This is a genomic window from Hydrogenophaga sp. L76 (assembly GCF_057654755.1).
The window spans coordinates 44190-56966 of sequence record NZ_JBYFBG010000002.1; the positions used below are offsets into that span (position 1 = coordinate 44190).

General features: G+C 62.0%; 8 protein-coding genes and 1 pseudogene. 7 read left to right on the forward strand and 2 right to left on the reverse strand.

The genetic code is table 11. From position 1 onward, the window contains the following. Positions 1-72 precede the first annotated feature (72 nt). The 3 genes and pseudogenes from AC23D4_RS22925 (at position 73) to AC23D4_RS22935 (ending at position 5393) form a co-directional block, all read left to right on the forward strand. The gene (locus AC23D4_RS22925) at positions 73-2988 is read left to right on the forward strand and encodes a Tn3-like element IS1071 family transposase (RefSeq protein ID WP_003158660.1); all 2916 of its coding nucleotides are present in this window, start codon (positions 73-75) and stop codon (positions 2986-2988) included. Positions 2989-3119: 131 nt separating this feature from the next. Next, a pseudogene (locus AC23D4_RS22930) lies at positions 3120-3725 on the forward strand (FAD-dependent oxidoreductase); the annotation flags it as partial. 108 nt (positions 3726-3833) lie between these two features. Further along, the gene (locus AC23D4_RS22935) at positions 3834-5393 is read left to right on the forward strand and encodes a transposase (protein ID WP_472890556.1); all 1560 of its coding nucleotides are present in this window, start codon (positions 3834-3836) and stop codon (positions 5391-5393) included. Between the two features lie 304 nt (positions 5394-5697). On the opposite strand, the gene AC23D4_RS22940 is transcribed toward AC23D4_RS22935, so the two are convergent. Then, complete coding sequence (locus AC23D4_RS22940; RefSeq protein WP_487623750.1) at positions 5698-6549, reverse strand: endonuclease/exonuclease/phosphatase family protein; 852 nt, start codon at positions 6547-6549, stop codon at positions 5698-5700. A gap of 121 nt (positions 6550-6670) precedes the next feature. Between AC23D4_RS22940 and phnF the strand changes: the two genes are divergently transcribed. Further along, complete coding sequence (phnF, locus tag AC23D4_RS22945; protein WP_472890558.1) at positions 6671-7435, forward strand: phosphonate metabolism transcriptional regulator PhnF; 765 nt, start codon at positions 6671-6673, stop codon at positions 7433-7435. Next, on the forward strand, positions 7425-7748 hold the full coding sequence (locus AC23D4_RS22950; protein WP_472890559.1) for a hypothetical protein: 324 nt from the start codon (positions 7425-7427) through the stop codon (positions 7746-7748). Before phnF ends, AC23D4_RS22950 begins: the two co-directional genes overlap by 11 nt. Before the next feature lie 89 nt (positions 7749-7837). On the opposite strand, the gene AC23D4_RS22955 is transcribed toward AC23D4_RS22950, so the two are convergent. Next, a complete protein-coding gene (locus AC23D4_RS22955) occupies positions 7838-8704 on the reverse strand; it encodes an endonuclease/exonuclease/phosphatase family protein (protein ID WP_472890560.1) in 867 nt (288 codons plus the stop codon). Between the two features lie 116 nt (positions 8705-8820). Here AC23D4_RS22955 and AC23D4_RS22960 point away from each other — a divergent pair, with 116 nt between their 5' ends. Together AC23D4_RS22960 and AC23D4_RS22965 are read left to right on the forward strand one after the other, a co-directional pair. Further along, positions 8821-9528, forward strand: coding sequence for a DeoR/GlpR family DNA-binding transcription regulator (locus AC23D4_RS22960; RefSeq protein WP_274923534.1), 708 nt, complete (start codon positions 8821-8823; stop codon positions 9526-9528). A gap of 118 nt (positions 9529-9646) precedes the next feature. Then, positions 9647-12349, forward strand: coding sequence for a Tn3 family transposase (locus tag AC23D4_RS22965; RefSeq protein ID WP_008344252.1), 2703 nt, complete (start codon positions 9647-9649; stop codon positions 12347-12349). Positions 12350-12777: the final 428 nt, after the last annotated feature.

Genomic DNA, 12777 nt, shown 5'->3' on the forward strand with positions numbered 1-12777 from the left:
ACCGTTGATTTCATTGACTTTCCTGTTCGCTTTGTAAACGGGTATGGTGGCCTCCCACTTTTGAGGTTCACGATGCAGGGTTGGCACACAACGTTTTTGGGGATGCGTGGGCTCCCCCGCGATATCAGCGACTTCGAGATGAAGGCATTTTTCACCTTCGATGGTGCCGAGCGCGACGCAATCAATGCACGCCGAGGTGATTCCCACAAGCTTGGTCTGGCGCTCCATATTGGTTTCCTGCGCATGAGTGGGCGTTTGCTCGGTGCCTTTCGGGTAATTCCAGTAGCCTTGTGGCGCCACCTTGGCAACGAGCTTGGCATTGCAGCACCAGAAGTCGCCTCGCTGAGAGCCATGTATGAACGCGGGCGCACGCTATTCGATCACCAACAAGTAGCCTGCACGGTCCTTGGATTCCAGTGGATGAGCGAGCACCAGCGCCGCTCACTGGTACGTGAACTGCGCGACGAAGTGGCGCGCTGCGCCGACCGCGATCAGCTACTCGTGCGGGCGCGTCAATGGCTGTACAAGAACAAGCTGGTGATCGTGCACGAGCGGGCAATTCGGACACTGATTGCGGCGGCACTTGCCCAGCTTGAAGTTGAAACAGGCACCGCCATCGCCGCCAGCGTTGATCCAGCAACACTTGATCGCTGGCGAGCCTCAGTTTCAGAGCTGCGCCCAGATGGACAAACCCAGCAGAGTTGGCTATGGGCTGCACCGGCGAAACACTCAACCCGCCAAATCAGCGAGGTACTGGAGCGCATCGACCTGCTTTACACGCTGGACGTTCATAAGCACCTGGCAGACATCCCCGATCTCATCTTGCGCCGCTACGCGCGCCGACTTGTCTCCAGGCCGCCCTCAGCCGGAGCCAAGATCAAAGAGCCAGCGCGCACCGTGGAGGTCGCATGCTTTCTTCGGTATTGCCTGTTCACCACCACAGACCAGTTGATCCTTATGGTGCAGCGCCGGATCGCCGATCTGTGGCGTCAGGCTGCCGCCGATGTCCCCGCTACCGTCAATTGGGCCGCAATGTACAAAACGCTGCTCGGCGAACTTGTTGCCTTGAGCGCGCAAGGTGCGGTGCCAGATGCTGAGTTGCGTGCCCGTCTTGAAGCCTTGATCACCGAAACCCAGAAACGCAAACCACCGAGCAGGGCCTCCCTGGTCCGCGAGGGATTGATTGATGGAATTCGCCCCGTGCGGTCGTTGCTCGTCGCCATTGCAAAGCTGCCCTGGCAGGCCACCGGCGAGCATCCTGCCATCGAGTACCTTGCCAAGCTGCAAGCTTTATATCTCAAAGGATCCAGAAAGCTGCCAGTTGAAGTGGTGGCACCAAGTCTGGGAATGATCTGGCAGGTTTCGATCTCCAGCCCAGACCGGGAACGGGCGTTTCAGGCGTTGGAGGTGGCCACCCTGTTTGCCCTGCGCCGCGCGGTGCGCAATGGCTCGGTCTGGATTGAGCACAGCCTGAGCTTTCGGGGTCGTGCGCGCTTGTTCTTCACGGACGAGCGTTGGCAGGCAGAGTCCAAGAAACACTATGCCCGTCTATCGTTACCCAGCAAGGCTGCCACTTTCTTGAAGCCTTTGCTGGCCAGAGTAACTGCCGGTGTCGATGCGGTGGCCGCTGCAGCCCGCAGTGGCGTACTGCGCGTGGATGATGAACTCCATTTGTCGCCATTGCCCGCAGAGGACGAAGACCCAGAAGTGACCAAGCTGCGCGCGGCTTTGGATCACCGCATCGGTGAGGTTCAATTGCCGGAAGTGATTCTGGCCGTTGACGCCCAGGTGCGCTTTAGCTGGATCATGCTCGGACGTGAGCCGCGCTCTACCGACGAGCTGCTGATGGTCTATGCCGGCATCATGGCCCACGGCACCAGTCTGACTGCGGTCGAATGCGCGCGCATGATTCCGCAATTGTCTGCCACCAGCATTCGCCAGGCCATGCGCTGGGCGCGGGACGAACGGCGTCTGAGCCAGGCCTGCCAGGCTGTGCTGGAATTCATGCAGCGACACCCGATTGCCGCCACCTGGGGGCGGTCCGATTTGGCATCTTCTGACATGATGACCATGGAGACCACCAAACGGGTGTGGCAAGCCCGGCTTGATCCTCGGCGCAACACACCTTCCATTGGAATCTACTCCCATGTAAAAGACCGGTGGGGCATCTTCCATGCGCAGCCCTTTGTGCTCAATGAGCGCCAGGCGGGCGTGGCCATTGAAGGTGTCATCCGCCAAGAAAAGCTGGAGACCAGCCAGCTTGCTGTGGATACCCATGGCTACACCGACTTTGCCATGTCACATGCCCGTTTGCTTGGTTTTGATCTTTGCCCGCGGTTGAAGGAACTCAAACAGCGCCACCTCTTTGTGCCACGCGGCACCAAAGTGCCCGCAGAAATCGCTGCGGTGTGCGAAGCCAATGTCGACGTCGCTTTGATCGAAAAGCATTGGGATAGTCTGGTGCACCTGGCAGCCTCGGTCATGAGCGGACATGCCAGTGCGGTGGCAGCTCTTGCGCGGTTCGGTTCTGCCGCCCAGGGCGATCCAATCTATGAGGCTGGCGTGCAATTGGGGCGGTTGCTGCGTACGGCGTTTTTGGCTGACTACTTTGTCAAGGACGCTTTCAGGAACGAGTTGCGCCGGGTGCTCAATCGGGGCGAGGCTGTTAACGCCCTCAAGCGCGCCATTTATACCGGCCGGATCAGCCCGGCGCAGGCCAAACGTGTCGATGAAATGCAGGCTGTGGCCGATGCGTTGAGCCTGATGGCCAACATCGTGATGGCGTGGAATACCTCACAGATGCAGGCGGTCCTGGATCGCTGGTCGAACCGCCGCCAGGTCATTCCACCGGAACTGATCGGGAAGATTGCGCCCACCAGGCTGGAGAGCATCAACTTGCGGGGTGTGTTTCGCTTCCCGGTTGACCGCTATGCTGACCAAATCCTGCCTTCGCGGCCAAATGCATCGATAACTGGCACCAATGGATGAAACCGACCACGGTTTGACGCCACGAATCGCAGATTTGAAAGTGAACAGGAAAGTCAATGAAATCAACGATCTACCAACACCACCTCCGCGCCAGTGCTAGCTTTTCGTACCGTCACTTATTGCACTGAAAACGAGGAGACCCCAACGTGGACATCCAGATGCGCACCAATGTGCCGCACATCTTCGCCATCGGCGACATCGTGGGCCAGCCCATGCTGGCGCACAAGGCGGTGCACGAGGCGCATGTGGCGGCGGAAGTGATCGCCGGCGAATTGCAGGGCAACAAGGAACTGGCCAGCGCCGCCTTCAACGCCCGCGTGATCCCCAGCGTGGCCTACACCGACCCCGAAGTGGCCTGGGTGGGCCTGACCGAAGACCAGGCCAAGCAGCAGGGCATCAAGGTCAAGAAGGGCCTGTTCCCCTGGGCGGCCTCGGGCCGCGCCATTGCCAACGGCCGCGACGAAGGCGTCACCAAGCTGCTGTTCGACGACAGCCCCGAAGCAGGATCAGGAGACGGCCATGCTGGCCGGGGCCACGGCAAGATCCTGGGCGGCGGCATGGTCGGCACGCATGCGGGCGACATGATCGGCGAGATCGCCCTGGCCATCGAGATGGGTGCGGACGCTGTCGACATCGGCAAGACCATCCACCCGCATCCGACGCTGGGCGAGAGCATCGGCATGGCGGCGGAAGTGGCGCATGGCAGCTGCACGGATGTGCCGCCTGCGCGCAAGTAAGTCCGCAGCCAAGCTACCCTGACAAGGCCCGAACTGGCGACGGTTCGGGCCTTGTGCTTTGCGTACCCAAACAATCGCCGCAGAATACTGTGCATTTGTACAGTTTTCATGTCAGCCACTTCCAAGCCCAAGCTCTACAACCCACGCCACCCCGAACGCACGCTGCTCTACCAAATGGTAGCCGAGCACTACGAGACCTGGCTAGAGTTGGCCAGCGCGGGTCAGTTCGACGGCCAGGGCGACCACCACACCCCCAAGCCCTTCGTGCGCAAAGCGTTTGCCAAGTATCTTGAGTGCGGCATCTTTGCCCATGGCTTTGCCCGCGCTCGCTGCGGCGACTGTGGGCACGACTACTTTGTAGCCTTCTCCTGCAAAGGCCGGGGAGTCTGCCCCTCGTGCACCACGCGGCGGATGGTGGAGACGGCGGCACACCTGAGCGACCACGTCTTCCCCCGCCTGCCGGTGCGCCAGTGGGTGCTCTCCGTGCCCAAGAGGTTGCGGTACTTCATGCAACGCGACGGAGCGGTGCTGAGCATGGTGCTGCGCATCTTTCTGCGGGTGATCGCACAAACTCTGCAGACCCACAGCCCCGGTGCGGCCCATATGGACAAGGCAGGCCTGCACATCGGTGCCATCGCCTTCATTCACCGATTCGGCTCCAGCCTCAATGAACACGTCCACTTCCACGTTTGTGTGGTGGACGGGGTGTTTGAGGAAGTGGAGGGCGAGGGCGATGCTGATGCGACCCCTCGAATCTCATCGCCGGGTGTCATCTTTCACGCGGCCACCGGCATCGATGCGGCTACCGTGGCCCCAGTGCAGACCACACTGCAAAAACGCATCCTGCGCGCCTTCGTTGCTCGGGGCCTGCTGGAGAACTGTGACGCCAAAGACATGCTGGGCTACAAACACAGCGGCTTCTCGGTGGACGCCGGTGTCTGCATCGAAGCCCACGACCGCGCTGCGCTGGAGCGGCTGCTGCGCTATTGCGCGCGTCCACCGTTTTCCATGGAGCGCCTACGCAAAGAGGGAAGCAAACTGGTGTACCGCTGCGGCAAGCAGCGCAGCGAACCCACCAGCGACAAGCGCGGTGCCAAGGTTGATGAGCTGCACCTCACACCGCTGGAGCTGATCGACCGCATCGCCGCGCTGGTGCCACCGCCACGCACCCACCGGCACCGCTACTTTGGCGTGTTGGCACCCAACTCGCCGCTCAGGGCTGCGGTGACGGCGCTGGCGACACCGGCGCAAGCCGCTCCCGTGCTGGGCGCGTCGATCAGCACGGGGGAGTGCGCGCCTGGTGTGGTACCGATGAGCAGCGCGCTGCCATCCCAGAGCGAGCCGGTGCTGCCCAAGCGTGCAGCGCACTACCTGTGGGCGGTGCTGATCGCCCGCATCTACGAGGTGTTCCCCCTCTTGTGTCCGCTGTGTGGCGGGCATATGCGCATCATCGCGTTCATTACGCACAGCGCTGACATCCGGCACATCCTGGACCACATCGGGGCAGATTCAGAGCCACCCCGCATCTCCCCGGCGCGCGGGCCACCGCTGTGGGATGACTGTAGTGATGCGCAGATGGATGACGGGGCGCAAACCGAGCCAGCAGACTGGGACCTAGCGGCGCAACCGGCACCGGACTTTGAGGTCGATCAGCGCATCAGTTGGTGAATGAACAAAGCGGCGATTTTGACTTGCCGCGAACTGGCTCTGCGCCCGGTACACGCCGAGCGCCGCAAATCACTCTCCTGAACGCCAAACCCTGGTGGTGAACCTGACACCTGGGCGGGAAAATCGAGTGTCTCAGCCGGCTTGATGGCGCTTCCGCGGTGCGATACTTGGCCTCATGCGGTTAAAACGCCTATCCGTAGATCCACGGGGTGTAATCGCGGTGCGGGCCAACGGATTCCCCGCATGACAGAAGCGGCGCAACCCGAAGGTTGCGCCGCTTCTGTCATGCGGGATGCGTGGGGCCTCAGGGTAAGACGGCGGTCGGCTCTGACAGTGCTTTGAGGCTGATGTCGCTGAGGACGCCGTAGTGGTCGCTCGCGGTGGGGTACTCCGCGAACACCACCTTGCTGTTCGTGATCACACTCTCCACGAGTCCGTGATTCTCGGTCGCCCCGGCGAAGATGTAGTCGATACGGCGGTGGTGCGGTTCCTGCACAAAGTAGTTCGGGACGATGCCCTGGCCGTCGACGATGGTGCGTGCGACCCACGGGTTGTCCGTGGTCCAGGTGTAGCCGGGAGTGCCGTCGCCCGCGATGGCGAAGGTGTCGCGGAACGCGGCACTGCGGCCGTTGACCGCGGACTTCCCTGTGTAGAAGCGGATGCAGTCCTGGTCGGGCGCCGCGTCGAAGTCGCCGGCGAGGATGGTCGGCGCGACCTGGCGGCGGCGCTCTTCGAGCTCTGTCACGAATAGCGCCTGCTCGACGCGGGCTGCCTCATCGGTGAACTTCCAGCTCGGACGTACGCCGAGGAAGAGCATGTCGACGCCGATGGGGAGCGGGAGCACCATCTCCCAGACGTGCGGTCCGTTCGCTGCCGGGAGCGTGTGGATGTCGACGCTCTTCGGCTCCCACCGTGTGCCGACGGCGGTGCCCCAGGGGAGCCAACCGATCTCGCGGTAGTCCGAGGCGTGGTGCCAGTGCAGGGGGGAGCTGTCCTTAACGATCTGGTAGGCGTCACGCTCCGGGGTGCGCAGGACCTCCCCCAGGAAGACGATGTCGGCGTCGTGCTCCTCGAGGCCCTGGAGCAGGAGTGCGTCGCGTTCGGCGCGATCACGCGGGTCCAGCCAGATGTTCAGGGTGAGCACGCGGAGATTCATGGTGTTCATAGGTTTCCTTGTGTTGTTTGCTTTGACGATTGGAAGTGCGGTACTTGGTCTTGATGCCTAACGAATAGCGTTTATCCGCCGCGTCAGCTTAAAGAGCGCTCGTGTAGATTTCATGACAGCCAGTACTCCCTCCTCGATTGCATCCACCGCACCGCAACGCCCCGCCCGCGACAGCTTCTGGACGCGCATTGCCGCCGAACTGGCCGAGGCCATCGGCAGCGGCATCTATGCCCCGGGCCAGCGCCTGCCGTCCGAGCACGCGCTGGCCGAGCAGTTCGGCGTGAACCGCCACACCATCCGCCGCTCGTTGGCCAGCCTGTGCAACCAGGGCCTGGTGCGCATCACACAAGGCAGCGGCACCTATGTCGAAGACTTTGCGGTGGACCTGGTGCTGGGCAAGCGCACGCGGCACAAACAGAGCCTGGCGCAGTCCGGCCTGCGTGGCAGCCTGGTGGTGCTGCACGAGCAGGCATTGCCGGCCTCGGCAGCGGTGGCCAAGGCCTTGCAGGTGCCCGTGCGCAGCGAGGTGCTGGCGTTGCGCGTGCTGGGCGAGGCCGAGGGCCAGCCGCTGCACGTCAGTCAGCGCTATTTCCCGCTGCCGCGCTTTGCAGGCCTGGCCGCCATCGTGCAGGAGACCGGCTCCATCACGGCAGGCTTTACCGCCCATGGCGTGGCCGACTACACCCGCCGCGAGAGCCGCATCACCACCGATCTGCCAGATGCCCAGGTAGCGGCCGATCTGCGCCAGCCCGCCAGCCGCCCCGTGCTGCTGGTGGAAAGCCTGAACGTGGACCCCACAGGCATCCCTATCGAGTGGGCCCGCGCCTGGTTTGCGGGCGACCGCGTCAAACTGACCATTGCGCACGATGAACACTGAAGCCACCACCGCACACCGTTACGCGGTGTACTTCGCTCCCGCTCCCGGCACCCTGGGCTGGCTGGCGGGCAGCCACTGGCTGGGCCGCTGCGCGGCGCAATTGCAATCGCTGCCCCAGCTAGTGGGCGAGGCGATGATCTCTCTCGTGGCAGGCTCCGGAGAGACGCGGTTCCAGCTCGAAGCGACGATGAGCCGGTTCATCCATCTCGCGGTGCTGGATGCTCTGTGCTCGGCGCTCGCGGCGGAAGACCCCGGTCGGACGCGACGTGGTTCGGAGTTGTCGGCCAAGGCGAAGCAGATCCACGGGGTGTAATCGCGGTGCGGGCCAACGGATTCCCCGCATGACAGAAGCGGCGCAACCCGAAGGTTGCGCCGCTTCTGTCATGCGGGATGCGTGGGGCCTCAGGGTAAGACGGCGGTCGGCTCTGACAGTGCTTTGAGGCTGATGTCGCTGAGGACGCCGTAGTGGTCGCTCGCGGTGGGGTACTCCGCGAACACCACCTTGCTGTTCGTGATCACACTCTCCACGAGTCCGTGATTCTCGGTCGCCCCGGCGAAGATGTAGTCGATACGGCGGTGGTGCGGTTCCTGCACAAAGTAGTTCGGGACGATGCCCTGGCCGTCGACGATGGTGCGTGCGACCCACGGGTTGTCCGTGGTCCAGGTGTAGCCGGGAGTGCCGTCGCCCGCGATGGCGAAGGTGTCGCGGAACGCGGCACTGCGGCCGTTGACCGCGGACTTCCCTGTGTAGAAGCGGATGCAGTCCTGGTCGGGCGCCGCGTCGAAGTCGCCGGCGAGGATGGTCGGCGCGACCTGGCGGCGGCGCTCTTCGAGCTCTGTCACGAATAGCGCCTGCTCGACGCGGGCTGCCTCATCGGTGAACTTCCAGCTCGGACGTACGCCGAGGAAGAGCATGTCGACGCCGATGGGGAGCGGGAGCACCATCTCCCAGACGTGCGGTCCGTTCGCTGCCGGGAGCGTGTGGATGTCGACGCTCTTCGGCTCCCACCGTGTGCCGACGGCGGTGCCCCAGGGGAGCCAACCGATCTCGCGGTAGTCCGAGGCGTGGTGCCAGTGCAGGGGGGAGCTGTCCTTAACGATCTGGTAGGCGTCACGCTCCGGGGTGCGCAGGACCTCCTGCAGGAAGACGATGTCGGCGTCGTGCTCCTCGAGGCCCTGGAGCAGGAGTGCGTCGCGTTCGGCGCGATCACGCGGGTCCATCCAGATGTTCAGGGTGAGCACGCGGAGATTCATGGTGTTAGTGTTCATGTCCTGAATGCTACGAACATGATGAGTCAAACTCATGACAAATACGGGCGGTACAGTTTCCGCATCGATCCCGTGCGCGCGTGGCGCGTCAACCGTCCTGAAATGCAAGAAAACAGATGCTCAAAGCAGCTCGCCAGAAAGAAATCGTCGCCCTTTTGCAAGGGGGCGGCGTCGTCGAAGTCAGCGTGCTGGCGGAGCGTTTTCAGACATCGCCGATCACTGTCCGCCGTGACCTCATCGAATTGCAGGAGCGTGGCGTGCTGGCCCGCACGCGAGGGGGCGCGATTCCCGGCAATGAGGTGTATGCAGAGGGTTGGGCGCGGTACGAGAGTGTTAGCTACGCGGAGCGCGAGAGGGAAAACTACCGCGAGAAACGAGCCATCGCGGAGCTGGCCGCGCAATCAGTGTCGGACGGCGACTGCATCCTCATCAACGGCGGTACCACGTGCAGGCACCTCGCGGAAGCTCTGCGAGGTCATCACCACCTTCATGTCGTCACCAACGGACTGACCGTCGCCATGGAGCTGGCCAAGAGCAGAAACGCCACTGTCCATCTCCTGCAGGGCACCGTGGACTTTCAGAAGATGACGAGTGTGGGCCGCCTCGAAACAGGTGCATTCGAGGACATCACGGTCAGAGCGGCCTTCCTGGGCGTCCACGGGATCTCCGCGACCGGGGGCATCGGCATGCTGACGCCCGAGGAGTCAGCGATGAATCGAGCCTTCGTGGACGCGGCCCAGTCCGTCAATGTCCTCGTCGACTCCTCCAAGTTCAAGGCGCAAGCAATCTTCAGGATCGGGGTCTCCTCGTTTTCAGTGCAATAAGTGACGGTACGCAAAGCTAGCACTGGCGCGGGGGTGGTCTGGGTAGACCGTTGATTTCATTGACTTTCCTGTTCGCTTTGTAAACGGGTATGGTGGCCTCCCACTTTTGAGGTTCACGATGCAGGGTTGGCACACAACGTTTTTGGGGATGCGTGGGCTCCCCCGCGATATCAGCGACTTCGAGATGAAGGCATTTTTCACCTTCGATGGTGCCGAGCGCGACGCAATCAATGCACGCCGAGGTGATTCCCACAAGCTTGGTCTGGCGCTCCATATTGGTTTCCTGCGCATGAGTGGGCGTTTGCTCGGTGCCTTTCGGGTAATTCCAGTACTCGTGCGGGCGCGTCAATGGCTGTACAAGAACAAGCTGGTGATCGTGCACGAGCGGGCAATTCGGACACTGATTGCGGCGGCACTTGCCCAGCTTGAAGTTGAAACAGGCACCGCCATCGCCGCCAGCGTTGATCCAGCAACACTTGATCGCTGGCGAGCCTCAGTTTCAGAGCTGCGCCCAGATGGACAAACCCAGCAGAGTTGGCTATGGGCTGCACCGGCGAAACACTCAACCCGCCAAATCAGCGAGGTACTGGAGCGCATCGACCTGCTTTACACGCTGGACGTTCATAAGCACCTGGCAGACATCCCCGATCTCATCTTGCGCCGCTACGCGCGCCGACTTGTCTCCAGGCCGCCCTCAGCCGGAGCCAAGATCAAAGAGCCAGCGCGCACCGTGGAGGTCGCATGCTTTCTTCGGTATTGCCTGTTCACCACCACAGACCAGTTGATCCTTATGGTGCAGCGCCGGATCGCCGATCTGTGGCGTCAGGCTGCCGCCGATGTCCCCGCTACCGTCAATTGGGCCGCAATGTACAAAACGCTGCTCGGCGAACTTGTTGCCTTGAGCGCGCAAGGTGCGGTGCCAGATGCTGAGTTGCGTGCCCGTCTTGAAGCCTTGATCACCGAAACCCAGAAACGCAAACCACCGAGCAGGGCCTCCCTGGTCCGCGAGGGATTGATTGATGGAATTCGCCCCGTGCGGTCGTTGCTCGTCGCCATTGCAAAGCTGCCCTGGCAGGCCACCGGCGAGCATCCTGCCATCGAGTACCTTGCCAAGCTGCAAGCTTTATATCTCAAAGGATCCAGAAAGCTGCCAGTTGAAGTGGTGGCACCAAGTCTGGGAATGATCTGGCAGGTTTCGATCTCCAGCCCAGACCGGGAACGGGCGTTTCAGGCGTTGGAGGTGGCCACCCTGTTTGCCCTGCGCCGCGCGGTGCGCAATGGCTCGGTCTGGATTGAGCACAGCCTGAGCTTTCGGGGTCGTGCGCGCTTGTTCTTCACGGACGAGCGTTGGCAGGCAGAGTCCAAGAAACACTATGCCCGTCTATCGTTACCCAGCAAGGCTGCCACTTTCTTGAAGCCTTTGCTGGCCAGAGTAACTGCCGGTGTCGATGCGGTGGCCGCTGCAGCCCGCAGTGGCGTACTGCGCGTGGATGATGAACTCCATTTGTCGCCATTGCCCGCAGAGGACGAAGACCCAGAAGTGACCAAGCTGCGCGCGGCTTTGGATCACCGCATCGGTGAGGTTCAATTGCCGGAAGTGATTCTGGCCGTTGACGCCCAGGTGCGCTTTAGCTGGATCATGCTCGGACGTGAGCCGCGCTCTACCGACGAGCTGCTGATGGTCTATGCCGGCATCATGGCCCACGGCACCAGTCTGACTGCGGTCGAATGCGCGCGCATGATTCCGCAATTGTCTGCCACCAGCATTCGCCAGGCCATGCGCTGGGCGCGGGACGAACGGCGTCTGAGCCAGGCCTGCCAGGCTGTGCTGGAATTCATGCAGCGACACCCGATTGCCGCCACCTGGGGGCGGTCCGATTTGGCATCTTCTGACATGATGACCATGGAGACCACCAAACGGGTGTGGCAAGCCCGGCTTGATCCTCGGCGCAACACACCTTCCATTGGAATCTACTCCCATGTAAAAGACCGGTGGGGCATCTTCCATGCGCAGCCCTTTGTGCTCAATGAGCGCCAGGCGGGCGTGGCCATTGAAGGTGTCATCCGCCAAGAAAAGCTGGAGACCAGCCAGCTTGCTGTGGATACCCATGGCTACACCGACTTTGCCATGTCACATGCCCGTTTGCTTGGTTTTGATCTTTGCCCGCGGTTGAAGGAACTCAAACAGCGCCACCTCTTTGTGCCACGCGGCACCAAAGTGCCCGCAGAAATCGCTGCGGTGTGCGAAGCCAATGTCGACGTCGCTTTGATCGAAAAGCATTGGGATAGTCTGGTGCACCTGGCAGCCTCGGTCATGAGCGGACATGCCAGTGCGGTGGCAGCTCTTGCGCGGTTCGGTTCTGCCGCCCAGGGCGATCCAATCTATGAGGCTGGCGTGCAATTGGGGCGGTTGCTGCGTACGGCGTTTTTGGCTGACTACTTTGTCAAGGACGCTTTCAGGAACGAGTTGCGCCGGGTGCTCAATCGGGGCGAGGCTGTTAACGCCCTCAAGCGCGCCATTTATACCGGCCGGATCAGCCCGGCGCAGGCCAAACGTGTCGATGAAATGCAGGCTGTGGCCGATGCGTTGAGCCTGATGGCCAACATCGTGATGGCGTGGAATACCTCACAGATGCAGGCGGTCCTGGATCGCTGGTCGAACCGCCGCCAGGTCATTCCACCGGAACTGATCGGGAAGATTGCGCCCACCAGGCTGGAGAGCATCAACTTGCGGGGTGTGTTTCGCTTCCCGGTTGACCGCTATGCTGACCAAATCCTGCCTTCGCGGCCAAATGCATCGATAACTGGCACCAATGGATGAAACCGACCACGGTTTGACGCCACGAATCGCAGATTTGAAAGTGAACAGGAAAGTCAATGAAATCAACGATCTACCAACACCACCTCCGCGCCAGTGCTAGCTTTTCGTACCGTCACTTATTGCACTGAAAACGAGGAGACCCCGTTTCCGGGGCCTTCCCTGCCCTGCCCCACCGGCGCGGCCGTTGTGGACAGTTCCGAGACAAGTCGGCCGGCTCCGGCCGGCGCAGCCCTGACGTTGACACTTGAGGGGCAGCACGGCCGGCGCGATGCTGACACTTGGGGGGCGGCGGTCGATTTCGACCTGGCCGAGCCGTCCAGGTGGCCGCCGAGGCGGCCCAAGTGCTTGATCCGGCGCGACTTATCCACCGAAGTTGTGGATAAGCCTGTTAGGAACCCTGCCCCGGTATTGACACTTGAGGGGCGGCC

Excerpts from the sequence above, each read along its gene's own strand:
- AC23D4_RS22950 (WP_472890559.1), top strand. The coding sequence starts at position 7,425 with ATGAACACTGAAGCCACCACCGCACACCGTTACGCGGTGTACTTCGCT.
- AC23D4_RS22960 (WP_274923534.1), top strand. The coding sequence starts at position 8,821 with ATGCTCAAAGCAGCTCGCCAGAAAGAAATCGTCGCCCTTTTGCAAGGG.
- AC23D4_RS22925 (WP_003158660.1), top strand. The coding sequence starts at position 73 with ATGCAGGGTTGGCACACAACGTTTTTGGGGATGCGTGGGCTCCCCCGC.
- AC23D4_RS22955 (WP_472890560.1), bottom strand. The coding sequence starts at position 8,704 with ATGAACACTAACACCATGAATCTCCGCGTGCTCACCCTGAACATCTGG.
- AC23D4_RS22935 (WP_472890556.1), top strand. The coding sequence starts at position 3,834 with ATGTCAGCCACTTCCAAGCCCAAGCTCTACAACCCACGCCACCCCGAA.
- AC23D4_RS22940 (WP_487623750.1), bottom strand. The coding sequence starts at position 6,549 with ATGAATCTCCGCGTGCTCACCCTGAACATCTGGCTGGACCCGCGTGAT.
- AC23D4_RS22965 (WP_008344252.1), top strand. The coding sequence starts at position 9,647 with ATGCAGGGTTGGCACACAACGTTTTTGGGGATGCGTGGGCTCCCCCGC.
- phnF (WP_472890558.1), top strand. The coding sequence starts at position 6,671 with ATGACAGCCAGTACTCCCTCCTCGATTGCATCCACCGCACCGCAACGC.